Raw genomic sequence first — 25,533 nt, forward strand, 5'->3', positions numbered from 1 at the left:
TCCCCCTCTTAATGTTTGAAATGTCTGATCCCGGTGAATACCATGGCGATCCCGTATTCATCCGCTTTTTTAATCGAATCTTCATCGCGGACCGATCCGCCTGGCTGGATAATCGCCGTGACACCGGCTTTTGCGGCTTCTTCGACTGTATCCGGCATCGGGAAAAACGCGTCTGATCCGAGCGCGCTGCCTTTTGCTTTTTCTCCGGCCTGCTCAATGGCGATTTTAGCTGAACCGACGCGATTCATCTGCCCCGCTCCCACACCGACCGTCATATGGTCTTTTGCAAGAACGATCGCGTTGGATTTCACATGTTTGACGACTTTCCAGGCCAGCTTCAGATCTTCCCATTCCTGCTCGCTCGGCTCTCTTTTTGTCGGGATGCTGATGTCGGCGTCATCAAATCCATGGACGTCTAAATCTTGAATCAAAAGACCGCCCTGTACGGATGTCAGCTGTTTTTCTTTCTTCCCTGATGCGGACACGTCAAGCGTGAGCAGACGAAGGTTTTTCTTCGCCGTCAGTACGTTCAGCGCTTCTTCACTGAAAGAAGGGGCGATAATGATTTCTAAAAAGATGCCGTGAAGGACTTCAGCCGTTGCCTGATCAACTTCACGGTTCAGCGCGATGATGCCGCCGAAAATGGAGGTTTTATCAGCTTCATACGCTTTATTGAATGCTTCCTCAATTGAAGCTCCCGTACCGACTCCGCACGGGTTCATATGTTTAACGGCAACAGCTGCGGGTTCTGTAAATTCCCGGACGATTTGAACGGCCGCATCTGCGTCCTTAATATTGTTGTAAGAAAGCTCTTTGCCGTGAAGCTGTTTTGCCGCCGCGATGGAACCGGAGACGGGAAGTGCGCTTTGGTAGAAAACCGCCTCTTGGTGAGGGTTTTCACCGTAGCGGAGCGATTGTTTTTTCTCAAATGTAACGGTGAATTGCTCAGGGTCTTTCTCACCGGCCTCGCGTGTTAAGTAATCAGCGATTAATGCGTCGTATGCCGCGGTATGGCGGAATACTTTGGCCGCAAGCTCGCGTTTTCTTTTAAGAGAAACGCCGCCGTGTTCTTTAATCTCATTGAGCACGGAGCTGTAATCGGCCGGATCTGTGATGACCGTCACATCCTGATGGTTTTTCGATGCGGCGCGCAGCATGCCGGGACCGCCGATATCAATGTTTTCTATCGCTTCATCGTATGTTACGTCTTCTTTTGAAATCGTTTCTTTAAACGGATAAAGGTTGACAACCACAAGGTCAATGGGGGCAATGCCGTGCTCATTGATCTGCGCCATATGCTCTTCATTGTCTCTTACGGCAAGCAGGCCGCCGTGAATATTAGGATGGAGGGTTTTTAACCGTCCGTCCATAATTTCAGGAAATCCGGTCACTTCTGAAATGCCGATGACATCCACACCGTTTTCCTGAAGAAGTTTTTTTGTTCCTCCGGTCGAAATGACTTCGACGCCGAGCTCTGTCAGTTCCTTTACGAAAGGTACGAGATTTGTTTTATCAGAAACACTGATTAGTGCGCGTTTGATTGTCATGCCTTTTCACCTCTGTTATTTAGTCCCAGCAGCTGTTTCACAACGCTCGGATACCATTTGTGCTCAAGCTCGTGTATTGTATGCTCTATGTCTTCAAGCGTATCGTTTTCCTGTATTTCGAATGCTTTTTGCGCGATAATCGGTCCTGTGTCCATGCCTTCGTCGACGTAATGAACGGTAATGCCCGCCACTTTCACACCGGCCCGATACGCCTGTCCGACAGCGTCAATCCCGGGGAATGCCGGAAGAAGCGAGGGATGTATATTAATAATGCGGCCCCCGTATGCTTCAAGCAGCGTATCTCCAATCAGTCTCATATAGCCGGCGAGAACGATTAATTCCGCCCCGTGCAGGCGCAGCTGTTCAATAACGGCCCGTTCAAAGGCCGCTTTGTTTTCAAAAGATGACGGTTCAAAGGCGAATGACGGAATGTGTAAAGCCTCCGCCCTTTCCACCGCCTTTGCCTGAGGCTTATCGGTCACGAGAAGCGAGAGCTCCGCATCCCACTTCTCTTCTCTCATGCGTTTGGCAATGGCCTCGAAGTTCGATCCGTTTCCTGAAGCAAATACCGCAAACTTTTTCATGAAAGAGCCGCACCGCCGAAAGAAATGCCTTCGCCCCGCTTGACCCGGCCGATCAGATAAGCCTTCTCGCCCTGAGCTTCAAGCGTGTCGATGACGTCTGTCAGGTTTTCTTCTTTAACGGCAAGGACAAAACCGATGCCCATATTAAAAACATTGAACATTTCTTCTTCTTTCAGCTTGCCGTGCTCCTGCAGAAACGGAAAAATCGGCGGGATCGGCCATGATCCGTGATCAATTTCCGCGCTCAATCCGTCCGGCAGCATCCGCGGGATGTTCTCGATGAATCCTCCGCCTGTCACATGCGCCATGCCGTCCACCTTACCGCTTTTCACCGCCTTGAGCACCGGCTTCACATATATTCTCGTCGGTTCCAGCAATTCTTCTCCGAGAGGACGCGCAAACGGTTCATAGACAGTATCCAAATCAAGTCCGCCGTCATCAAGAAGCACTTTTCTCACAAGGGAAAATCCGTTGCTATGAAGGCCGCTTGAAGTAAGTCCGATTAAGAGATGCCCCTCTTCGATATGTTCACCGGTGACGATTTCGTCTTTTTCCGCGACGCCGACTGAAAAGCCGGCAATATCGTATTCATCAGCCGTATACAGCCCCGGCATTTCCGCCGTCTCACCGCCGATAAGCGCTGATCCTGACTGCTCGCATCCGTCCGCCACGCCCTGAACGATCTGCTCAATTTTTACCGGATCAGCCTTGCCGACTGCTAAATAATCAAGGAAAAACAGCGGCTCCGCTCCTTGGGCAAGCACATCATTTACACACATCGCGACCGCATCGACGCCGATCGTGTCATGCTTATCCATTGAAAATGCGAGTTTCAGCTTGGTGCCGACACCGTCTGTTCCGGAAATTAAAACAGGCTTTTGATACGGAAGCTCTGACAGATCAAACATTCCGCCAAAACCGCCCAGGCTTCCCATAACGCCGAGCCTTTTCGTGCGCTCCACGTGTTTTTTCATTCGTTTGACGGCTTCGTATCCGGCTTCGATGTCAACTCCGGCATTTTTATAAGCATCAGACATCCCTATCACTCCTTGTCAATTCGTTTCTCCTTAAAAGGCAGAAAGAGAAAGGCAGCCTGAATTCCCGCTGCCTTTATATCATTTTCAGATTTTATTTTGTCAGCACCGCTTCTTTTACGTGAGGAAGCACTGTATCCTGATAAATTTCCGTCGGATATTTGCCCGTAAAACAAGCGAGGCATTGTCCGCAGTTGGTGTCTTCAAATTTTCGGCCGACTCCTTTTAACAATCCGTCTACACTTAAGAAAGAAAGCGTGTCGGCACCGATGATCTGACGGATTTCTTCCACAGAATGAGAAGAAGCGATCAGCTCCTCATGTGTTGATGTGTCAATGCCGTAAAAGCACGGATGAGCGATCGGCGGTGAACTGATCTTGACGTGCACCTCTGTCGCTCCCGCTTCTCTGAGCATTGTGACAATCCGGCGGCTTGTCGTCCCGCGCACGATGGAATCATCAACCATGACGACCCGTTTTCCTTCAACAACACCGCGGACGGCGGACAGCTTCATTCTGACGCCTTGCTCACGGAGAGCCTGTGACGGCTGGATAAACGTTCTGCCGACATAACGATTTTTAATGAGACCGAGTTCGTACGGGATGCCCGTTGCCTCGGCATAGCCGATGGCTGCAGAAATACTGGAATCAGGCACGCCTGTGACGACATCCGCTTCAACCGCGGACTCCTGGGCAAGCATTTTTCCGAGGTTTTTCCGGGCGCTGTGCACGTTAATGCCGTCGATATTGCTGTCAGGTCTTGAGAAATAAATGTACTCCATGCTGCAGATGGAACGGTTGATATTCATGGAGAAACGCTCTGATTTCATGCCTTCATCATTGATGATCAGCATTTCGCCCGGCTCTACCTCACGAAGGTATGTCGCACCGACCACATCGAATGCGCACGTTTCTGAAGCGACGACGTAAGCATCACCCATCATGCCGATTGACAGCGGTCTGAGTCCGTTCGGGTCAAGCGCTACGATCATTTCTGTTTCAGTCATAATCAGGAACGCGTAGGCGCCTTTCAGCATGGACAGCGAATTTTTGATTTGATCCTTCAGCGAAAAGTGTCCGCTGCGTTTAATCAGGTGAGCCAGTACTTCCGTATCGGAGGAAGTCTGAAAGATGCTCCCTTGGTTTTCAAGCTGCTGCTTCAACTGTGTGGCGTTGACCAAGTTGCCGTTATGGGCGAGCGCGAGGCTGCCGTTGTTTTGCGAACGGAACAGGAGCGGCTGAACATTTTCATATCCGCCTCCGCCTGCCGTCGCATAACGGACATGCCCGATCGCGCCTTTTCCCTTCACTTTGCTCAGTTCGCCGTTTTGAAAAACCTCGGTAATAAGCCCCTGTCCTTTATGTGCCGTCAGTTTTTCACCGTCAGTTGCGACAATTCCCGCGCCTTCCTGTCCTCTGTGCTGGAGGCTGTGCAGGCCGTAATATGTGATCTGCGGAGCTTCTTCATGTCCCCAGATGCCAAACACACCGCATTCTTCATTCAGGCCTTTGATTTCAGCAAGCATGGAATAGCTCCTTTCCACGCGCGCTCAAGTTCTTTCGTTTGCGCGTGAACCAATTGTTGTCCGTCCTGGTTTTGAATCGCCAGAAGTCCGTCAGCCGTTACCTCGCCGATATGAACCGCATCAGCCACAGCCGCTTCAAACGCCGCTTGGTGTTCTTTTTTCACCGAAACGACGAAGCGGGATTGAGATTCAGAGAATAATAATGCCGCTTCCCCTTCTACAGTCACGTTGGCGCCAAGGTTTTCCGTCGTCATGACGCTTTCTGCAACCGCTACGCCTAAGCCGCCTTCTGATACGTCATGCGCTGATTGAACGAAGCCTTTTTTAATCGCGTCAAGTAATGCTTTTTGACGTGACAGCTCTATATCAAGATCGATTTGCGGCGCTTTGCCGTAAATGCGGCCTTCTGTCATTTTTTGCAGTTCGCTTCCGGCAAACTCAGGTTTTGTTTCGCCGATCACGTATACAAGATCCCCCGCTTGTTTGAAATGCTGTGTCGTAATATGAGCGGTATCTTTAATTAAGCCGACCATGCCGATAACAGGCGTCGGGTAGATCGCCGTTCCGTTCGATTCATTATAAAGTGATACGTTACCGCCGATGACGGGAGTGCTGAGAACATTGCACGCCTCGCTGATGCCGTCGGCCGCTTTTTCGATCTGCCAGAAAATTTCAGGTTTTTCCGGGTTTCCGAAATTCAGATTATCCGTGACCGCAAGCGGTTCGGCGCCTGAGCATACGATGTTGCGCGCCGCTTCGGCAACTGCGATTTTCCCGCCTTCTTCAGGATCAAGATAGAGATAACGCGCGTTACAATCCGTCGTCATCGCCAGCGCTTTTTTCGTGCCGCGGATTCTGAGCACTCCCGCGTCAGAGCCCGGAGCGACCACCGTATTTGTGCGCACCATGTAGTCATATTGATCGTACACCCACTCTTTGCTGGCGATTGTCGGCTGCTGCAGCAGGGCAAAAAGCGTCTCTGTCGCATCTTTTACTTCAGGCGCGGGAACTTCTGTTTCCTGAAACTCGCGGTAGTACGCGGGTTCTGCTGACGGCTTGTGGTATACAGGCGCTTCTTCCGCCAGCGCGTCGACCGGAAGCTCGCAAACAACCTCTCCGTTATGGCGGAGGCGGAGCATTTTATCATCCGTAACATGACCTACGGAAACCGCTTCGAGATCATATTTATCAAAAATATCGACAATTTCCTGTTCACGTCCGCGTTCAATGACGAGAAGCATGCGTTCCTGAGACTCGGAAAGCATCATTTCGTAAGCGGTCATACCTGTTTCCCGCTGCGGAATGAGATCAAGGTTCATTTCAATGCCTGAGCCGGCTTTGCTTGCCATTTCAGCACTCGAACTTGTCAGTCCGGCCGCCCCCATATCCTGAATGCCGACTAAGGCGTCGCATTGGATGACTTCAAGGCATGCTTCCAGGAGAAGTTTTTCCATGAAAGGATCGCCGACCTGCACCGCGGAACGTTTTTCTTCAGATGAATCTGACATTTCTTCCGATGCGAAAGTAGCGCCGTGTATGCCGTCGCGGCCCGTTTTAGCGCCGACGTACATGACCGTGTTGCCGACACCTTTCGCCTGGCCTTTTTTAATATCTTTATGATCAATTAAGCCGACGCACATTGCATTGACAAGCGGATTGCCCTCATAGCTTGCGTCAAACTGCACTTCTCCGCCGACCGTCGGAATTCCGATACAGTTTCCGTATCCCGCGATTCCCGCCACTACTTCTTCAAACAAGTACTTCACACGAGGTGAAGTGAGCTCACCAAATCGAAGAGAGTTTAATACAGCTATCGGACGGGCGCCCATTGAGAAAACATCACGGATGATGCCGCCCACTCCCGTCGCAGCACCTTGGTATGGCTCAAGCGCTGACGGGTGGTTATGAGATTCAATTTTGAATACGACCGCCTGATTGTCACCGATGTCAACGATTCCCGCGCCTTCCCCGGGACCCTGCAGCACGCGTTCGCCGCTAGTCGGGAATTTGCGTAAAATCGGTTTTGAGTTTTTATAGCTGCAGTGCTCTGACCACATGACGGAAAAAATCCCGATTTCCGTGTAGTTCGGCAATCTTCCGATAATAGATTCAATGAGTGCGAACTCGTCATCACTGACACCCATTTGCTGATAGAGTTTCTCTTCTTTTATTTGTTCTTTACTTGGTTCAAGCAGTAGCGACATGAGTTTCCCTCCAATTTTTCACGATAGACCGGAACAATGTAAGACCGTCTGCGCTGCCGAGCAGTTCATCGACTGCGCGCTCAGGGTGAGGCATCATGCCTAATACGTTGCCTTTCTCATTCACGACACCGGCAATGCCGCTGACGCTTCCGTTAATATCGCCGCCGTATGTGAAGGCGATTTGATTGTTTTCTTTTAATCTTTCAAGCGTTGCGTCATCACAGTAGAAATTGCCTTCGCCGTGGGCAACCGGAATCGTAATCGATTGTCCATTTTCATATGAAGATGTGAATAACGTATCGCCGTTCTGCACGATTAATTCAACCGGGCGGCAGATGAACTTTAAATCTTTGTTGCGTCTCATCGCGCCTGGCAGAAGTCCGAGCTCCTGCAGAATCTGGAATCCGTTGCAGACGCCGAGAACCGGTTTTCCTTCGGCAGCCGCTTTTTTCACGGCCGGCATGATGTTTGCGAATCTGGCGATGGCGCCGCATCTCAAGTAGTCGCCGTATGAAAACCCGCCGGGGATGAGCACGCCGTCAAATCCGTCAAGGCTTGTTTCCTCGTGCCAGACATACTCGACTTCTTCGCCGAGTTCGTCCTTTACGGCGTGGAACATATCAATATCACAGTTGGAGCCGGGTAACACAATCACCGCAAATTTCACTGTGCGACAACCTCCTCAACTTCATATCGGTAGTCTTCAATGACTGTATTGGCAAGGAGCTTTTCACACATTTCTTTCACGAGCGCGTCAAGATCGCGGTCAGATTTTTCAATCGTCAGCTCCATGTATTTTCCGATACGCACATCCTGCACTTCATTGTAGGTCATGCTGTGCAATGCATGCTGCACCGCGCTTCCTTGAGGATCGAGCACACTTTCTTTTAAGCTGACATAAACTTTCACTTTATACATTATGAAATGCCTCCCAGTCTTTTGAAAATCTCTTCATATGCGTCGGTTAAGCTTCCCAGGTTCCGTCTGAACAAATCTTTATCGAGCTTTTCGTTTGTGTCTTTGTCCCACAGACGGCACGTGTCAGGAGAAATTTCATCCGCTAAAAGCACCCGTCCCTCTGCGTCTAAGCCGAATTCCAGCTTAAAATCTATTAATCTGACGCCGCAGTCTTCAAAAATATGCTGCAGTTCTTGATTCACCTGGCTTGTAATCGATTTGATCATTTTGACCTGCTCAGGAGCCGCCGCTTTCAAGAGCCAGATATGATCTTCTGTGATGAGCGGATCGCCCAGCGCGTCATCTTTATAATAAAATTCGATAATCGGCTGCGGAAGCTCAGTTCCTTCCGGGATGCCGAGACGTTTCGACATGCTTCCGGCAGCAATGTTTCTGACCACGACTTCAAGCGGAATGATGCTCACTTTTTTGATAAGCTGCTCTGATTCTGAAACACGCTCCACAAAGTGGTTGTCAATTCCTTTGGCGTGCAGATGTCTGAAAATCAGGCTTGAAATTTCATTGTTCAGACGGCCCTTTCCGCTGATCTCCGCTTTTTTCTCACCGTTAAAGGCTGTTGCGGAATCCTTGTAGACCACGCGGAGAATCTGTTCGTCTTCTGTTTGATAAATTCGTTTCGCTTTTCCTTCATAAAGAAGATTATTGTTCACAATATTCACGGAAGGCCTCCTAACCCGAATGTTGGGAATATTCAATCTATGGCGGCTGAAGAAGCCGCCTCCGGCTGGCTTCTTCTATAAACCTAAACGCTCAAAGATCAAGTCGACGTTTTTCAGATGATAATTGTAGTCAAAGCAAGCAGCAATCTGTTCCGGTGTGAGACGGGACGTGATTTTTTCCTCCGCTTCGACAAGCTGGCGGAACGGCACTTGTTTTTCCCACGCTTCCATCGCTTTCGGCTGAACCGTGTCATATGCTTCTTCACGAGGCAGACCCGTGTCGATTAAAGCAAGCAGCACGCGCTGAGAATAGATCAAACCGAGTGTGCGGTCCATGTTGCGTTTCATATTTTCCGGGAATACCGTTAAGTTTTTGACGATATTGCTGAATCGGTTCAGCATGTAATTCAGCGCGATTGTCGCATCAGGAAGAATGATGCGCTCAGCTGATGAATGAGAAATATCACGCTCATGCCATAACGGTACATTTTCGTATGCCGTCAGCATATACCCGCGGATCACGCGCGCCATGCCCGTCATATTTTCCGACCCGATCGGATTCCGTTTATGAGGCATAGCCGATGAGCCTTTTTGTCCTTTAGCAAAAAACTCTTCCACTTCACGTGTTTCACTCTTTTGCAGACCGCGGATTTCCACTGCGAATTTTTCAATGCTCGTCGCGATCAAAGCCAGTGCCGCCATGTAATCCGCATGACGGTCGCGCTGTAATGTCTGAGTGGAAATCGGCGCCGCTTTCAGGCCGAGTTTTTCACAGACATACTGCTCTACGAACGGATCAATATTTGCATATGTGCCGACCGCGCCGGAAAGCTTCCCGACCTCGATCCCTTCTTTTGCCTGCTTGAAACGTTCAAGGTTGCGTTTCATTTCTTCGTGCCAAAGCGCGAGCTTCAGGCCGAATGTCGTCGGTTCCGCGTGTACGCCGTGCGTGCGGCCCATCATGACCGTGTATTTATGTTCTTTCGCTTTTTCTTTTATAATGTCAACAAATCTCTCAATGTCCTTGAGCAAGATCTCATTCGCCTGTTTTAATAGATAGGAAAGAGCGGTATCCACGACATCTGTTGACGTCAGGCCGTAGTGAACCCATTTTCTTTCTTCGCCTAATGATTCTGAAACCGCACGGGTGAATGCAACGACGTCATGGCGCGTATCCTGCTCGATTTCCAAAATGCGGTTGATGTCAAAAGACGCGTTTTCGCGCATGACCTTGACGTCTTCTTTCGGAATGACGCCAAGCTCAGCCCAGGCTTCACAGGCTAAAATCTCGACTTCCAGCCATGCCTGGTATCTGTTTTCGTCCGTCCAGATCGCGGACATTTCAGGTCTTGAATAACGTTCGATCATTATGCTCGTCCTCCGTCTCTTTTCATCCATATGTTCGTGATGTCCTGAATCCATGTTTCATCAGGCTTCCGCAAAAATGTCATATGTCCCATTTTGCGGCCTTTTTTTATCTCATGTTTCCCATACAGGTACAGTTTGGCTTCCTTTAAAAGCTCCGTATGCTCCTCCGCAAGCTTCACTTCATCACCGAGCAGATTCACCATCATTCCCGATTTGAGAAGATCGGTTCTGCCGAGAGGAAGTCCGCAGACCGCTCTGATGTGCTGTTCGAATTGGCTCGTTTCACAAAGGTCGAGCGTATAATGCCCGGAATTGTGAGGACGCGGCGCCAGTTCATTAATCAAAAGGTCTCCGTCTTCCGTGACGAACATTTCCACCGCAAGGGGCCCGACAAGTTCCAATTTCTCCGCGAGCTGAACGGCAAGCGCCTCTGCCCGCTTTTGAACCGTTTCCTCCGCTCTCGCGGGTACGATGCTTTGGAACAGAATATTATTTTTGTGGATATTTTCAGCAGCCGGAAAGGTTGAAATCTCACCGTGCACCGATCTCGTCACGATAACGGAAAGCTCCATCCGGAACGATACCCAGCTTTCAAGTATGCATGTGCCGTTTTCTAACAGCGCAGCCGCTTCATCTGTCTGTCCTTCTTCCTTAATGACAAATTGGCCTTTGCCGTCATATCCGCCGCGGCATGTTTTCAGCACCGCCGGGAGCCCCAGTGCCTGAACGGCTTCCTCAAGCTCCCGTCCGCTGTTTACGATCCGATAAGGAGCGACTTGACAGCCTGCTGACTGGATCGCCTTTTTTTCCGTTTCCCTGTTTTGGGTGATGAGCAGCAGCTCGCTTCCCTGGGGAAGATATGCATGTTCTTTGAGCCAGTTGAGCGCCTCGTAATCGATATTTTCAAATTCGTAGGTAATGATGTCACTGACTCCGGCCAATTTTTGAATCGCTTCACGGTCATTGTACTGGGCGGTAATCTCAATATCGGCGATCTGTCCGCATGGCGAGTCTTTCACGGGATCGACGACAGCGACTTTATAGCCCATCTGTTTTGCGGCGACAGCCATCATTTTTCCGAGCTGTCCGCCTCCGATAATGCCGATGACGGCGCCGGGAAAAATCGTTTTTTTATCAGACAAGCTGATCACTGCTTTCCAGCACCGTTTGTTTTGTCGCATTTCTTCTCGCCTCTAGTTTATCCGCAATGTCATCGTCAAATGCCGACAAAATTTGCGCGGCTAACAGACCCGCGTTCACTGCGCCCGCTTTCCCGATCGCCGTCGTCGCGACCGGCACGCCGCCGGGCATCTGTACGATAGACAGAAGAGAATCAAGCCCGTTAAGCGATTTCGTCTGAACCGGTACGCCGATCACCGGCAGCGTCGTTTTGGCCGCCGTCATTCCCGGCAGATGCGCCGCTCCTCCGGCTCCGGCAATAATGACTTTTAAACCCCTGTCTCTTGCGCTTTCTGCATATTCAAACATCAAATCAGGCGTCCGGTGCGCGGATACCACCTGTTTTTCATAAGGAATGTGAAGTTCGTCAAGTATGTCGCATGCATGTTTCATTGTCTCCCAATCGGAAGTGCTTCCCATGATGATTCCTGCTAGCGGCTGCATTCTGTTCCCACCTTCTCATGCTTTGTTTTTCAGAAAAAAAAGCCCGGCTCGTATTGCAACTATGAGGAAGCAATACAAACCGGGCATGGCGCGCGTATCGTCAGTCGTTCGCTTCTGCGATATCCATGTCAGCTGTTTATCACTTTCCTGCATAGTCCGGCCGTTTACGGCAGCCGGGTAGAAACTTATGGGCCATATTCCCAAGATTATATGAGGTCGTGTTTTGATTTCATGTTTATCTTAACAACGGACTTGGATAATGTCAACGACATTATCGAACGATATAAAAATTCTTTCTTTTAATGTTCGTGTTTAGATCAATTTCCCTTCAAATACGATTTTTTTCCCGCAAGGAACGACTTGAATTGATCCATTTTCTTTCTTTTCTGTAAAGATCGGCTCTTCCATCCGCCGGACGGGCATATAGCCCTCTTCCTTCATTAAAGTGAGAATGGTGTCAATCGTTTCGTCTTCCGTTACTTCAAACCGTTTCTTTTTTGGCTTTGTCATTCCTTAATTCTCCTCTTCTTCACTGCTTTCACCCAGAATCCGCCATGGATCGTTTTCGGCTCAAAGGCGATCATAAACGCTTTTTCATCAAGCGTTTTAATCGTATCATAAAGCTGAAGCTCATATTTGCGCGGTGTCAGTATCTGCATGGCGGTCCGGTCTCCTTCAAGTCCTCCCGCAACCCAGCTTGTAACCCCGTATCCTTTTTCCCGGAGCTGTTTTGGCAGGTCCAGATCGAGCTCCTTCGTAATGACGTTGACTGTAATATAGCCGAGCGCCAGTTTTTCTTCAATTTTCATTCCCACTATGACGCCGAGACCGTAGCCAAGTGCATAGGCAATGACGTTTTGAATTTGATTCAGATTGCCGAGCACGAGACTCAGGCCGGTCACATACACAAGGATTTCAATCGTACTGATGCCTGCGGCGAAATAGCGCTGTCCCTTTAATGTCAGAATCATCCTGATCGTAAAGAAAGAGACATATATAATGTTAATGATGAGAATAATGAGAACCATACCTATACTGTTGGATAAAATCGTCTGCATCATTGATTCCCCCTCCTCTGATAATTTGAAAAGCCAATCTTTCAATTAAGGATAGTTTACCCTCTTTTGATCATTTTCAAAAGAAAAAAAAGCCCGCCCCGCAAGGCAGACTTTCAAGCTCTTATCAGTGAAGCTCGGCTTTTTTCAATCGTTTGACGGCTTCATATTCCTTCTCAAGCTCACTCAGCGTGTATCCGGACAGTTCCTGAACATGGTTTTGGTAAAACCCTGAGCGGATCAGCTTTGTCCTCAGATGCTGTTTTTTCCGATTAATGGCTTCTCGCAACAATGGGGCCATCTTCATCATCCCTTTCCGAATCATAAAGAGTAGTGCCGCTTTCGAATTGCTGTTGCTCTCATCATATCTCGGCCGGGTCTTCAAAACAACACGCTTTATTAGAAATATTTGTAAACATTGTGAAAGACAAATTTCGACTTATAAAGGGATCAGCGAGGCAGTAAAGTACTCTGAAATAAGCGGCCATGTCACAGCCGTAAAGACGAGCATGATGATGACCGCCGCAGAAATACAGTACATCACGTCAGCCGCAGGCTTTTCAGCCGATTTGTAAAGAATCTGCACAAACTGCACCATCGCCGAGGCGGCCAGAAACAAGGTCAGCGCCGTAAACACCACGGTGACGACCGGCAGATTCAATATCGCGAAAATCATCCACACGATAGAGCAGGCGACAGCCGGAACCAAAAGCGATCCGACCCCCGCGGCCGCATCCCGCATCGTAATTTTCTCTTTCATCATATAACGTGATACAAGCCAGACCGCGCCGGCCGCAGCGGCAAAAAAGACGAGCGTATACACGAGAACGACGGTAAAGCCGTCAAAAAACGTATGATGCCGCTCTCCGTATCCGAGAGGCCTTTGCTGGCTTGCCCTCAGCTGAAACCAATTTCCGATTGAGAAAAAGATACTGAATACAAGCATTGAAATAAGAGCATATTTAAAGCGGGAAAAGCCGTCTTCCCCAACGACCTTCACCGGTGATGTCAAAATGCGCAGCGCGAAACGGCAATAACGTTTGACCGCGGCCCATACAGAAGCGAGTTTTTCCGTAAAAGCCGGAGCCGGGCGCCGTTCCTTTTCTTTCTTCTTTTGCTTTTGATAACGTCCCGCTTTTCTGGACATTCTCGAGAGCGGTTCTTCATCAGTTCCCTGATGCTGTTTTTCTTCTTCCAACGTTTCTTTTCTTTCTTCCGTCATGTCAGCAACTCCTATCAAAAAAATACGGCGGAATTTGTTAAGCAAGAAAATAAAACACTTATATAAGGTACCGAAGCGTCCTTAAACAGTCAAGCGGTTTTCTTCACCCGGACACCCACATGACGTTTTATATTATGTATTGGTTTTACGGAATAGGACAAAAACAAAAAACCGGCTGAATTCAGCCGGTTTTTCCGTTATTTCAAGAAGATAAAATACAGAATAAAGATGACGAACAGCCCGTACATAATCGGATGAACGCTTTTTCCTTTTCCTTTGCAGATCATTGTAATCGGGTAGAATATAAAACCGATCGCAATCCCTGTCGCAATGCTGTACGTCAGCGGCATCATAATCATCGTTAAGAATGCCGGCACAGCCACCTCGAATTTATCCCAGGCGATCTTACCGAGCGGCGCCACCATCAGCGCGCCGACAATAATTAAAGCCGGAGCCGTCACATTCGTGGTGACAACTGACAGAAGCGGCGAGAAAAACATCGCCAGCAAAAAGAGAATGCCCGTCACAACAGCCGCGAAGCCGGAGCGCGCCCCCGCCGCAACGCCTGAGCTGGATTCAACATAAGAAGTCGTTGTAGACGTACCGAGTACGGCTCCGATAACGATTGATGTCGAATCCGCCAGAAGCGCTCTTCCCGCACGCGGAAGTTTATTTTCCTTCATCAGCCCGGCCTGTGTCGCTACAGCCACCAGCGTTCCGGCCGTATCAAAAAACCCGACGAACAGGAACGTTAAAATGACAATCAGCATTTGTACGGAGAAGATATCCGGAAGATGCATCCACGCCTGTCCGAAAGTCGGCGCAAGACTCGGCACGCTGCCGACAATGTGCGTCGGAACCGGAATCAGTCCGCAGATCATGCCGGCAACCGCCGTCAGAAGCATTCCGATAAATACGCCGCCGTTTACGCGAAGCACCATCAGAATGACAGTCACAATAACACCGAAAACCGTCAGCAGCACAGGGCCGCTGTGAATATTGCCGATAGACACCAAAGTCGATGAGTTCGCTTCAATAATGCCCGAACCCTGCAAACCGACAAATGTGATAAACAAACCGATACCCGCGCCGACCGCCAATTTCAGCTCAGGCGGAATCGCATTAATGATTTTTTCCCGCAGTCCCGTCAGTGAAAGCGCCACGAAGATAATTCCGGAAATCAAGACGCCGGAAAGCGCAGCCTGCCATGAAATCCCCATGCCGAGGACGACAGAGAAAGCAAAAAACGCATTTAATCCCATACCCGGCGCAATCGCGATCGGATACTTTGCAATGAGCCCCATTAAAATACAGCCGGCCGCAGACGCCAAGGCTGTAGCGGTGAACACCGCGCCCTGATCAATTTTTAATGCTTCGGGAAATCCCTTCACACCGTTTAAAGACAATGTCAGCGGATTGACGAACAGAATGTACGCCATTGACAAAAAGGTCGTTAAACCGCCGATGATTTCATTACGATAGCTTGTCCCCAGCTCATCAAACTGAAAAAATTGCTTCAAGCCAATTGCCTCCTTCATTCTCTCCCATTTATTCTGCCCGATATCCGCCAAATAAAAAACGCCCCAAATACATTTGGGACGCTTGACTACATACGTTCAGTCTGAATAAATAAGAATGGATTATTTATATCAAACGATTGAGATTGATCCGTAGTCAAGCCATTTACGGTAGCTTGGTAGAAACTTGCGGGCCATATCCCCGCCATTATACGATATCTGCATATTTGATTTCTGAGTCTATTGTATCAATTCAATTTTGAAAACTCAATAAAAAAAACGAACAATCCCGTTAAAAAAATTTGGTTTATTCGTTAATTGACCAAAAATGGAAGACGGCAAAAGCCGCCTTCCCGACATCATTTTCCGTCCGCAGGCCGGACCGGCACCGAGAATGTAATCTTGCCGTCACCTGCTAAAATGTTCATGAACGTTCGATTGACATACAAAGCGTATGAATCGAATGAGAAATCGCGCAATGAATAGTCTTTATCGGATGAATCATCTAATTCAAAAACGGATTCCATTTCACCCGTTTTAAGGTTCGTGACTTTCGCCTTATTTCCTTTCAGATAATAGCCTTTTTCATACTCATTAAGCGATGGCCAGGTTTTCATTTTTTTCGTATTGCCGAGACCGATAGACTCACCGATATTCATCAGCTGATCTTCATCCGCCTTGCTGTAATTGATTCCGGTGAATTGATAATCAACGATTACCCGTCTGCCTTGCTGTTTGATCTTTTTGATGGTAATGCCGACATGATGATGTTTCGTTTTATAGCTGGCGGGCAGTTTTGTTTTCAGAGGGACGATTTCTCCCGGCTCTGATTCTGATTTTAAATTACCCGTTATGAAAAGTGTTTTCGCTTTCGGGTCTATCGGTTTGCTGAATTGAGTTTGGCCGCGTACTCTTTTCCCGCCGCCGTGAAGGTTCTGCCTGTTGCCAAGTTCAATATTCGACATCGTCATTTCATAATGGTTTCCAGCATCATCCGATGCCTCGTCAATCGAGATGGCATCATTTTTAGCGGCATCTTGAAAGTCGACTGAATACAGGAGAGCCGATCCCATCGTTCCGTTTTCCGCCCGGATATCGAAAAAGCGGTATAACCCGTTTACATTCACAGCTTTCGTTCCTTCAAGAGAAACGGACTTTTGTTTTTTAATCGGGAGTGTAAAGCGCCAGTTTCCGGGAATATCCTTGATTTGTGTAATGACAAGCGGAAGCTTATCACCGTCTTTCATCTTTGGGCCGTCCGCAAAAAAGCGAAGCTGCCCCCCGTACTGCCCGTCTTTCACTTTTTTCATGCCCTGACTGTCATAATCCAAAGATAATATATTCCGGCTGTCTTTATAATCTACTTCAAAAGGAATATCCTCCTCATCAGATTTCAAATTGTCAACAGTAAAATTGTAAACGAGCTGTCCGCTGTCGTAATACACACTTTTCACTGTAACCGTAATCCCGCGCGATTCCGCTTTCTCGTTCAGTTTTGTCACCAAATTGCTTTTAAACAGCGCAGAACCTGCCTTATCCTGAAATACCCTGTAAATCTGCCCGGCAACAGGAATGTTTCCCATAGCCGTATTAACGGAGGGCATGAATAAGCCTGAGGACAAATACAGAATAAACAAAGCAGCAGCAACCGCGAGGCCGTTTATCACTTTTCGTCCCCATCTCCGTCTGACGGCGCCTTCTTTTCCGGCACGGACAGCAGCGCTATGTATCACGTTTTTCAATTCAGCTTTCGGCACGTCAATGTCCTGATACAATTGCTTCATTTGATGCTTTTCCATATATGTTTATCCTCCTTTTCCAGCTCCTGCTTCAATGCTTTTCTCGCCCTGTGGAGATGCGTTTTTACAGTGCCTTCCGCCATACCGGTCTGTTCAGCGATCATAGCAATCGAGAAATCTTGAAAATAATAAAGCTGAATGGTCAGCTGTATATGTTCGTCAAGCGTTTCCAGAGCATTCCGAAGATCTATGTATTCTTCAATGTTCTTATTCTCCGCGCGTGTATCATGTTGCGGCTCAAACGGGATGACGTCTCCGTTCTTTTTCCTCATTGCAAAAATCGTATGAAGCAAAATCCGGATCAGCCACGTTTTAAAATATTTCGGCTCCTTCAGCTGCGCGATATGAAGAAAAGCCTTGTAAGCTGTTTCCTGAACAGCGTCCAGTGTATCTTCCTTGTGATGCAAATAGAGATAAGCTGTTTTATATAAAGTATCCTGGTGTGCTGTGATCAGTTTTTCAAAGGCTGCGGCATCACCTTTTTTCGCCTTTTTGATCAATCGTTCTTCCTTCACCTTATCCACCTCCTATGCTGTTAGATATGAATCGAGGCAAAACGGTTTCAAAAAGATGAAAAAAAACGCCTCTTTTTTAAAAAGAGACGTTTTTTATCTTCATTTATTCCCACTCAATCGTTGCAGGCGGCTTGCTCGTAATGTCATACACGACGCGGTTGATGTGTTTCACTTCGTTGACGATCCGTGTCGAAATCACTTCAAGCACATCCCAAGGGATACGCGCCCAGTCAGATGTCATGCCGTCAATTGATGTTACGGCACGGATACCGATTGTGTAATCATACGTTCTCGCATCTCCCATGACGCCTACGCTGCGGATGTCAGGAAGAACCGTGAAGTACTGCCAGATGTCGCGCTCTAGGCCGTGGTTCGCCACTTCTTCACGCAGAATCGCGTCTGATTCACGAACGATCTCAAGTTTTTCTTCCGTTACTTCACCGAGTACGCGGATGCCAAGGCCAGGGCCAGGGAACGGCTGACGCCATACGATATCATCCGGAAGGCCGAGCTCCGTGCCAAGCGCGCGCACTTCGTCTTTGAAAAGGGTGTTCAGCGGCTCGATCAGTTCAAACTGCATATCTTCAGGAAGTCCGCCGACATTGTGATGCGATTTGATCGTTTGCGCCGTTGCAGTACCGCTCTCGATAATATCCGTGTAAAGCGTTCCTTGCGCAAGGTAATCGATGCCTTTCAGCTTGTCCGCTTCATCATCAAACACGTAAATGAATTCGTTGCCGATGATTTTGCGTTTTTGCTCAGGATCAGAAACACCTTTCAGCTTGTTTAAGAATCTGTCTTTCGCATCAACTTTAATGACATTCATATTAAAGCCTTCGCTGAACGTTTTCATGACGCCTTCCGCTTCGCCTTTACGAAGCAGGCCGTGATCGACGAAAATACAAGTCAGCTGGTCGCCGATGGCTTTATGAATTAAAGCAGCCACAACAGAGGAATCAACACCGCCGCTTAGCGCGCAAAGAACCTGCTTGTCTCCGACTGTTTCACGGATTTTTTGCATTTCGATTTCGATAAAGTTTTCCATTGACCATTTGCCTTCACAATCGCAAACGCCGAATACAAAGTTTTTCAGAAGATCATTGCCGTATTCAGAGTGGCGCACTTCCGGGTGGAACTGAACGCCATACCAATTCTTGTCCGCTTTGCTCATCGCTGAATTCGGGCAGTGATGGCTTGTTGCGTCAACAGTGAAGCCTTCAGGAACTTCTACAACCAAATCGCCGTGGCTCATCCACACAACCTGTTCTTCCGGAAGATCTTTGAACAAGTCAGGAGTTCCTTGAATCTGAATGTTCGCTTTTCCGTATTCGCGCTGGCTTGCCGCCTCGACTTTCCCTCCGAGGTAATGAGTCATCAGCTGCATGCCGTAGCAGATGCCCAATACAGGAATATCGAGTTCAAAGATTTTTTCGTCACAGCGGAAAGATCCTTCATCATATACACTGTTCGGTCCGCCTGAAAGGATAATTCCTTTTGGATTCATTTCTTTGATTTCCTCAGCTGTCAACGTATGGGGGTGCAGCTCGCTATATACGCCAAATTCACGGATCCGGCGGGTAATCAGCTGGTTATACTGACTGCCGAAATCAAGAACAAGAATCATTTCATTCACTAACTTCGTCATGGTTGTCACCTAATCTCCTCTAAGTTTTTGACACAGAAAAAACGGAGGACAAACGTTCAGCCCTCTGTCGCGCAAGACTTGTACGGAAGCCCGGCTTTTTAACGCTCCCGGGCTCCCATTTAACATTCATTTATTCTAACAACAGGACGATATGCGGTCAAGACTATCTTGTTTTAATTATATTTTCCCACAACTGTCCCGATTCATTCCAAAGCTCCGCCGCATTATCCCTGCGGTATAAGGCCCGCTCATAGCGCAGCGTCAGCTCGGACATGTCGTTTGTATGGTGCGCCTCGTCAATCCTCGCAGCAAAATCGCGCAGTGTTTCTCCGTCTCCCCTGCTGAATCCTTTTCGTTTCAGCTGGCGGAGCAGCGCGGCATATGCATCGAAAAAGACGTCTTCATCCGTACGCCGCTTCAATCTGGCTGCTGTAACGTGCGGAATCCAGCGCGCCCGGAGCACCCAGGCGAGTGCCGCCGCGGCTGAAATCACGATGACGATGGCTGCATACGGCCACAGGTGTGCCGCGGTTTTGTTGCGGATCACAGGATGCGGTGCCGCGCTGTGATCCCGCTTTTTCGGTGTTTCTTCTTTTTCCGGCTTTGTTTCCTGACGCTGCTTGTCAGACGGTGAATCCGAACCCCCCGCTGAGCCTCCGCTGTCTTTTGCCGCGGTATGATTTTGCTCTGACGTAAACTCCGTCGGATTGGTGAAGCCTTTTGTCGGCTCAAACGTCACCCAGCCCTGATCGGGAAAATACACTTCTACCCACGAATGGGCGTTGTTGTTTGTGACTTCATAAATGTGGCCGTTATGGTCGCCTGCCCCTTTATATTCGCCGGATGTATAGCCCTTCACCCAACGGGCGGGAATTCCCGCGGAGCGGAGCAGCACCGCCATTGCCGATGAAAAGTTATCACAATATCCTCTTTTCGTTTCAAACAGAAATTGATCGACATAATCCTGATTGTGCTCCGGAATCGCGACATCCTGTGTATTATACGAAAATGCGGAAGATCCGAGATAATCCTCGATCGCCTTCGCTTTATCGAACATATTATGATGATTCCGCGTCAGTCTGTCCGCAAGCTGTCTCACTCTTTTCGGAAGGCTGTCGGGGACCTGTAAATACCGGTCATTGAATTGATTCTGCTCACGGTATCGTTTCACTTTCACTTTTCTGAGATCATTCAGCTTAAAGACGGGCGCCTGAAAAGTCACCGTGTACCGTCCCATATTGCGGATGTTGCCCACTTGTTCACTGACCGGCGTAATTTGCTCGGTGTTTCCGTTCATTTCAAGCTGAATCGAGTGCTTCGGTTTAATATTGGAGACGCCGATCGGATACATGACGTGATTATAGAGATAATTCTCATCAATGGACACCTGTGCCGTATACCGTCTCGTCTGCACACTCCGGTCAAACCATATATCTTCCACGTTGCCGCCGTTCAGTTTATAGGACATGCCCTGATCGGTCTCCACCCAGCCTTTCCCCGTGTATGTATCCTTCGTTTCCACCCGGAAGTACGCCCGTTCTTTTCCCTTCCATGTAAAAACCGGCGTATCATCCTGCTGAAAAGGGCCGCCCAATGTTTCATCATGATTGCCGTAGCCGATTTTGCTTTCGGCGGCGGGCACTTCTTTGTGGTTTGTTATTTTTTTAAGAAACGGCACGGGGTCCGGCCAGTTCGGGTCTGATTTCGGAGCCGCCAGACCGAACACGACAGAAGCGCAGATAAACAGCATCAGCGGCAGAAACCATTTGAGTATCAATCTTTTTTTAAACGCTATGTGTTCCGTAAGCCGGATGCGCTCCATATACAAAAGCCCCATCATCAAAAAGCCGATAAAGACGATCCGGATGACGGCGTACGCGGCATCATAAGGAGTAAACGTATCAAGCACGGTGATATACGCCACCGTCATGATAAAAAAGAATAATATTTTCCGCTGATAGATCACCCAGTAATGCAGTAAATACACGAGCAGCCATAAAAGCACAAAAAACAGCAACGTGCGGAATGACGGGTTCATGTCATTCCATCTGCCGGACCCGATGTGGCGGGCATTTTGCATCACGTCCCGCAAAAAAGAAACGAGCCATTCCGGCTGAAAAACCGAACCTTTATAAAACAGGATGTGAATACTGATCAACGTAAACAGAATGCAGGACGGCACGGTGACGTACCACCTCATCCGGAAGAATGACAGCAGAAATGCCAAACCGATAAAAACGATGAAAAAACCTGTATGTTTTGTATCTGTAAAATTGTGCAGCGGCCTGAGCCATTCCCATAACAATAAAAAAGCGAGAAAATAAAACAGCAGCAGACTCAGCCTGCTTCCCTGGTTCTCGTCATGCGGCATGGCGCGCCACCTCTCTTTCTAAACAACATGGGACACCCGTTTGTCCCTGATCATTTGCACCTTAATATTTTTTTGAGCGAAGATGAGAGCGAGTTTCCGTTCTTTCTCCGAAAGCGCGGCATTCGTTTCTTTCGCCAAAAACACCGTCATGTCAGCACGGCCGGGCTCAGCCTGTTTGAGAAGGTCTTCTGTAAGACTGCCCGTCACGACGGCAATGGAAGCTTTGCGGACACGCGGATCCGCCAGCTCTTTTCCTAAACGCCCGCCTGCATCGGCTTCTTCCGATTCTGAAGCTGATGCCAGGTAACGCAGCATCTTTCTGAAATGCCGGTCTCCCTCCCGGACGGGAAATACGGTCCGGTCGCTCCCCAATGAGATAAATCCTGCGGGAGAGCCCTTCACAAGCGCCGTGTAAAGCAGGGATGCCGAAGCTGATACCGCGGCTTCAAACGATGGGGACGGCCTGCAGTCCAAAAGGAGAATCATATTCACACTCTGCAGCGGGTCAAATTCCTTCGTCATCAGCTCATTTCGCCGCGCCGATGTTTTCCAGTCAAGTGCGGAAAACCGGTCGCCCGGCTGATAATTTCTGACGCTCGCAGCCATTGCGGAGCGGTGTACCTGAAACGGAGCGCCGGCAGCCGCACCCTCTTCCCCGGAGGCAGCCTGCGGCTTATAGTGAACAGACCCGTACGCCGGGAAAACCAGAACCGTAGCCGTAACGGAAAACGACGCCGTCTTGTCCAAAAGCCCGAGAACATCTCCCGTCCGCACTCTTATCGTATGTAAATGATGCTCTCCGCGCGGCACCTGCGGCAGCTCATATTGTAACGTCAGCTTCCTTTGAAACCACGGAAACACAAGCTGTTTCGCACTGCGCCTCTCGCCAAGCGTTTCCGGCATCACATCTTCAATGACCATATATGTCAGCGGAAACGGCAGGCGCCTCGCCAGCCTGATGGTGACAGACAGCCTGTCGCCTGAGGTTAACTGGGCGGAGGACACGTCACGCGTCACCTGAAACGCCCGCAGCGGGTACACAGCGACCAGCCCGGCGTAAACGGTAAACGGCAAAAACGCATAAAATAAAAACCAGCTCACAAATCCGCCCTGAAACATGGCATAAGAAAAGACAGCCGCCGTCAGTACGGCCAACATAAGCAGCTTCCAGCCATATAGAAGCCAATGCATCTTCTTTCTCATTAGCGGACCGACATCCTTTGGACGGGGACTTTTTCCGTTTGCATGATGTCTTCTATAACCGCTTCCGGTGTCACATCGTTAAATTTCGCCTCGGCGGTCAAGATCATTCTGTGCGGCAGCGTATACGGAGCCAAATACTGGACGTCATCAGGAATGACGTAATCGCGGTCATGAAGCAGCGCGTACGCCTGCGCGGCTTTCATTAATGAGATTGAACCGCGCGGACTTACGCCCAGATGTACGGACGGATGCCGGCGGGTATGCTGAGTAATGCCGACGATATACGCTTTTATTCCATCATCCACCCGCACCTGCTCCAGTTTTTGCTGAAGGCTGATAAACTGTTCTTTAGAAATGACGGGCTCGATTGTTTCAAGCGGATTGCGCCCTTCCTGCAAAGACAGAACCCGAAGCTCTTCCTCGGCAGTCGGATAGCCCATGCGCAGCTTAAATAAAAACCGGTCAAGCTGGGCTTCGGGAAGCGGATACGTTCCTTCATATTCAACCGGGTTTTGTGTGGCCATGACGAAAAACGGCTCAGCCAGCCGCATTGTCTTTCCGTCAATCGTGACATTCCCTTCCTCCATTGCCTCAAGCAGAGAAGACTGCGTTTTCGGAGAGGTTCTGTTAATTTCATCAGCCAGCACGATATTCCCCATGATCGGTCCCGGGCGGTATTCAAATTCCATCGTTTTCGTATTATAAATAGAGACACCCGTCACATCTGACGGCAGAAGATCCGGAGTGAACTGAATCCTCTTAAAGTCAGCTCCGATCAGCTTGGCCAAAGCGCGGACCATCATCGTTTTTCCGACTCCCGGCACGTCTTCCAGCAGCACATGCCCTTTTGCGAGAATGGCGGCCAGACTGAGTATGGCGATATCCCGTTTTCCTATGATGATGTTTTCAATATGCTCAACGGCTTTCTCCAGCAGCGGATGCAGCTCTTCTTTATAAGCCATTCTTCTCCTCCTAGTCATCTCTCAAATTTCAATTATCGTAACCTAACTTTACCACAAAATATAAACAGTATAAAAAAACGTTTCCAGCGAATTGTTTCCAGTCTGAAAAAGGAAAAAGCTCCCTTTAGAAAGGAAGCTTTATTTCAGCTGGAGAGGCTCCATATGAACGTGTGAATGATCAATGGCATGTTCCTCTTTCATCCCGGCACCTTCTGCTGTACGGACGAGAAAAAATGTCATATTTTCTTACATCATTTTCAACTGCCTGTGGCATTTATGATAGAATAATACTTGTCGGAATATTCAGCATAAACAAACCAAAAGGAGGCAAAGAATGAATCAGCCTAACTCTTTATCAAAGGGATTAAAAACCCGGCATATGACTATGATTTCAATTGCCGGCGTGATCGGCGCCGGATTATTTGTCGGAAGCGGATCCGTCATTCATTCCACCGGACCCGGAGCGATTGTCTCCTACGCTTTAGCAGGATTATTAGTGATTTTTATTATGAGAATGCTGGGGGAAATGTCCTCCGTCAACCCGACAAGCGGTTCGTTTTCACAGTACGCGCATGACGCCATCGGTCCTTGGGCCGGTTTTACGATCGGATGGCTGTATTGGTTTTTCTGGGTCATCGTCATTGCCATTGAAGCCATTGCAGGCGCCGGAATCATACAGTACTGGTTCCCGGGCATTCCGTTATGGCTGACGAGTCTGCTTCTGACCGTGCTGTTAACACTGACGAATATTTATTCAGTTAAATCGTTCGGCGAATTTGAATACTGGCTTTCCTTAGTGAAGGTAGCGACGATCGTTGTCTTCTTAATCGCGGGATTTGCGTTCATTTTCGGAATCGTCCCCGGCAGCAAACCGGTCGGGCTGGAAAATCTGGCGGGCAGCGGCGGATTTTTCCCTAAAGGTCCAAGTTCCGTTCTGCTCGGCATCGTCGTTGTCATTTTTTCTTTCATGGGATCTGAAATCGTCGCAATCGCAGCGGGAGAAACGTCAAATCCGGTCGAATCCGTCACAAAGGCGACCCGCTCAGTCGTTTGGCGGATCATTATTTTTTACGTCGGTTCCATTGCGGTTGTGGTCACACTGCTGCCGTGGGATTCAGCCAATATTTTGGAAAGCCCCTTCGTTGCCGTTTTGAGCCATATCGGGGTGCCCGCAGCCGCTCAAATCATGAATTTCATCGTCCTGACAGCCGTTCTGTCCTGCCTGAACTCCGGGCTTTATACGACGTCACGGATGCTGTATTCACTGGCAGAGCGAAATGAAGCGCCGCGGCGTTTTATGAAACTGAGTAAAAGAGGCGTACCGGTTCAAGCCATTATCGCCGGCACCTTTTTCTCCTATATTGCCGTTGTTATGAACTACTTTTCTCCCGACTCCGTATTTTTGTTCCTGGTCAATTCATCAGGGGCGATCGCACTGCTCGTCTATCTCGTTATCGCCGTCTCACATCTGAGAATGAGAAAGAAAATCGAACGGACAAACCCTGAATCTCTTAAAATCAAAATGTGGTTCTATCCGTACTTAACCTACCTGACGATCATCGCCATTTGCGCCATCTTGTTATCTATGCTGTTTATCAGTTCAATGCGGTCTGAATTTCTGCTGACAGGATTTATTACTCTGCTGGTACTTGCCTCATATGTATTCCGCAAAAAACAAAAACCGAAAGAGAGCGCTTCCGAAAGCCGGGTTGCGCAATAACC

General features: G+C 48.8%; 23 protein-coding genes and 2 riboswitches. Of the genes, 1 reads left to right on the forward strand and 22 read right to left on the reverse strand.

All coding sequences use genetic code 11. From position 1 onward, the window contains the following. Positions 1-8: 8 nt before the first annotated feature. The 22 genes from purH to BXO87_RS19265 form a co-directional block, all read right to left on the reverse strand. Positions 9-1,547, reverse strand: coding sequence for a bifunctional phosphoribosylaminoimidazolecarboxamide formyltransferase/IMP cyclohydrolase (gene purH, locus BXO87_RS19160; protein ID WP_038457161.1), 1,539 nt, complete (start codon positions 1,545-1,547; stop codon positions 9-11). Further along, the gene (gene purN, locus BXO87_RS19165) at positions 1,544-2,131 is read right to left on the reverse strand and encodes a phosphoribosylglycinamide formyltransferase (protein ID WP_007408902.1); all 588 of its coding nucleotides are present in this window, start codon (positions 2,129-2,131) and stop codon (positions 1,544-1,546) included. Before purN ends, purH begins: the two co-directional genes overlap by 4 nt. Continuing rightward, positions 2,128-3,168, reverse strand: coding sequence for a phosphoribosylformylglycinamidine cyclo-ligase (purM, locus tag BXO87_RS19170; protein ID WP_007609857.1), 1,041 nt, complete (start codon positions 3,166-3,168; stop codon positions 2,128-2,130). The genes purN and purM overlap by 4 nt, the downstream gene beginning before the upstream one ends. Positions 3,169-3,259: 91 nt before the next feature. Then, complete coding sequence (purF, locus tag BXO87_RS19175) at positions 3,260-4,690, reverse strand: amidophosphoribosyltransferase (RefSeq protein ID WP_007609856.1); 1,431 nt, start codon at positions 4,688-4,690, stop codon at positions 3,260-3,262. Beyond that, complete coding sequence (gene purL, locus BXO87_RS19180; RefSeq protein ID WP_038457159.1) at positions 4,666-6,894, reverse strand: phosphoribosylformylglycinamidine synthase subunit PurL; 2,229 nt, start codon at positions 6,892-6,894, stop codon at positions 4,666-4,668. Before purL ends, purF begins: the two co-directional genes overlap by 25 nt. Then, positions 6,878-7,561, reverse strand: a complete 684-nt coding sequence (gene purQ, locus BXO87_RS19185; protein WP_038457157.1) for a phosphoribosylformylglycinamidine synthase subunit PurQ — start codon at positions 7,559-7,561, stop codon at positions 6,878-6,880. Before purQ ends, purL begins: the two co-directional genes overlap by 17 nt. Beyond that, a complete protein-coding gene (gene purS / locus BXO87_RS19190) occupies positions 7,558-7,812 on the reverse strand; it encodes a phosphoribosylformylglycinamidine synthase subunit PurS (RefSeq protein WP_003155758.1) in 255 nt (84 codons plus the stop codon). The genes purQ and purS overlap by 4 nt, the downstream gene beginning before the upstream one ends. After that, complete coding sequence (gene purC, locus BXO87_RS19195) at positions 7,812-8,531, reverse strand: phosphoribosylaminoimidazolesuccinocarboxamide synthase (protein WP_038457155.1); 720 nt, start codon at positions 8,529-8,531, stop codon at positions 7,812-7,814. Before purC ends, purS begins: the two co-directional genes overlap by 1 nt. 75 nt (positions 8,532-8,606) lie before the next feature. Then, positions 8,607-9,899: an adenylosuccinate lyase gene (gene purB / locus BXO87_RS19200; RefSeq protein WP_038457153.1), complete on the reverse strand. Its 1,293-nt coding sequence runs from the start codon at positions 9,897-9,899 to the stop codon at positions 8,607-8,609. After that, positions 9,899-11,080 carry a 5-(carboxyamino)imidazole ribonucleotide synthase gene (purK, locus tag BXO87_RS19205; RefSeq protein WP_046702362.1) on the reverse strand — a complete coding sequence of 394 codons (1,182 nt, stop codon included), beginning with the start codon at positions 11,078-11,080 and terminating at the stop codon, positions 9,899-9,901. Before purK ends, purB begins: the two co-directional genes overlap by 1 nt. Next, positions 11,034-11,522 carry a 5-(carboxyamino)imidazole ribonucleotide mutase gene (gene purE / locus BXO87_RS19210; protein ID WP_007609846.1) on the reverse strand — a complete coding sequence of 163 codons (489 nt, stop codon included), beginning with the start codon at positions 11,520-11,522 and terminating at the stop codon, positions 11,034-11,036. The genes purK and purE overlap by 47 nt, the downstream gene beginning before the upstream one ends. 132 nt (positions 11,523-11,654) lie before the next feature. Beyond that, a riboswitch (purine riboswitch) is annotated at positions 11,655-11,756 on the reverse strand. A 78-nt stretch (positions 11,757-11,834) separates the two neighbouring features. Next, positions 11,835-12,032 carry an NETI motif-containing protein gene (locus BXO87_RS19215; protein ID WP_007609843.1) on the reverse strand — a complete coding sequence of 66 codons (198 nt, stop codon included), beginning with the start codon at positions 12,030-12,032 and terminating at the stop codon, positions 11,835-11,837. Further along, positions 12,029-12,583 carry a DUF2179 domain-containing protein gene (locus BXO87_RS19220; protein WP_007609840.1) on the reverse strand — a complete coding sequence of 185 codons (555 nt, stop codon included), beginning with the start codon at positions 12,581-12,583 and terminating at the stop codon, positions 12,029-12,031. Before BXO87_RS19220 ends, BXO87_RS19215 begins: the two co-directional genes overlap by 4 nt. Before the next feature lie 121 nt (positions 12,584-12,704). Continuing rightward, a complete protein-coding gene (locus tag BXO87_RS19225) occupies positions 12,705-12,878 on the reverse strand; it encodes a Fur-regulated basic protein FbpA (protein ID WP_012116994.1) in 174 nt (57 codons plus the stop codon). Positions 12,879-13,016: 138 nt separating this feature from the next. After that, positions 13,017-13,799 (reverse strand): hypothetical protein, encoded by a 783-nt coding sequence (locus BXO87_RS19230; protein WP_038457149.1) that lies wholly within the window; start codon positions 13,797-13,799, stop codon positions 13,017-13,019. A 197-nt stretch (positions 13,800-13,996) separates the two neighbouring features. Then, positions 13,997-15,319 carry an NCS2 family permease gene (locus tag BXO87_RS19235; protein WP_003155780.1) on the reverse strand — a complete coding sequence of 441 codons (1,323 nt, stop codon included), beginning with the start codon at positions 15,317-15,319 and terminating at the stop codon, positions 13,997-13,999. Positions 15,320-15,450: 131 nt separating this feature from the next. After that, a riboswitch (purine riboswitch) is annotated at positions 15,451-15,552 on the reverse strand. 123 nt (positions 15,553-15,675) lie between these two features. Continuing rightward, positions 15,676-17,115, reverse strand: coding sequence for a DUF4179 domain-containing protein (locus BXO87_RS19240; RefSeq protein ID WP_038457147.1), 1,440 nt, complete (start codon positions 17,113-17,115; stop codon positions 15,676-15,678). Then, positions 17,097-17,630: a sigma-70 family RNA polymerase sigma factor gene (locus BXO87_RS19245; protein ID WP_038457145.1), complete on the reverse strand. Its 534-nt coding sequence runs from the start codon at positions 17,628-17,630 to the stop codon at positions 17,097-17,099. The genes BXO87_RS19240 and BXO87_RS19245 overlap by 19 nt, the downstream gene beginning before the upstream one ends. A 103-nt stretch (positions 17,631-17,733) precedes the next feature. Beyond that, entirely contained in the window at positions 17,734-19,275 is a 1,542-nt protein-coding gene (guaA, locus tag BXO87_RS19250) for a glutamine-hydrolyzing GMP synthase (RefSeq protein ID WP_007408887.1), read from the reverse strand. A 163-nt stretch (positions 19,276-19,438) separates the two neighbouring features. After that, entirely contained in the window at positions 19,439-21,646 is a 2,208-nt protein-coding gene (locus BXO87_RS19255; protein WP_038457143.1) for a DUF4129 domain-containing transglutaminase family protein, read from the reverse strand. A gap of 18 nt (positions 21,647-21,664) precedes the next feature. Continuing rightward, positions 21,665-22,849 carry a DUF58 domain-containing protein gene (locus BXO87_RS19260; RefSeq protein WP_038457141.1) on the reverse strand — a complete coding sequence of 395 codons (1,185 nt, stop codon included), beginning with the start codon at positions 22,847-22,849 and terminating at the stop codon, positions 21,665-21,667. Then, positions 22,849-23,811, reverse strand: a complete 963-nt coding sequence (locus tag BXO87_RS19265) for an AAA family ATPase (RefSeq protein WP_007609822.1) — start codon at positions 23,809-23,811, stop codon at positions 22,849-22,851. Before BXO87_RS19265 ends, BXO87_RS19260 begins: the two co-directional genes overlap by 1 nt. A 334-nt stretch (positions 23,812-24,145) precedes the next feature. Between BXO87_RS19265 and gabP the strand changes: the two genes are divergently transcribed. Next, positions 24,146-25,531 carry a GABA permease gene (gene gabP / locus BXO87_RS19270; RefSeq protein ID WP_012116987.1) on the forward strand — a complete coding sequence of 462 codons (1,386 nt, stop codon included), beginning with the start codon at positions 24,146-24,148 and terminating at the stop codon, positions 25,529-25,531. The last annotated feature ends 2 nt before the right edge of the window (positions 25,532-25,533 follow it).

The sequence above is a fragment of the Bacillus sp. GZB genome, assembly GCF_001975995.1.
Lineage (GTDB): Bacteria > Bacillota > Bacilli > Bacillales > Bacillaceae > Bacillus > Bacillus velezensis.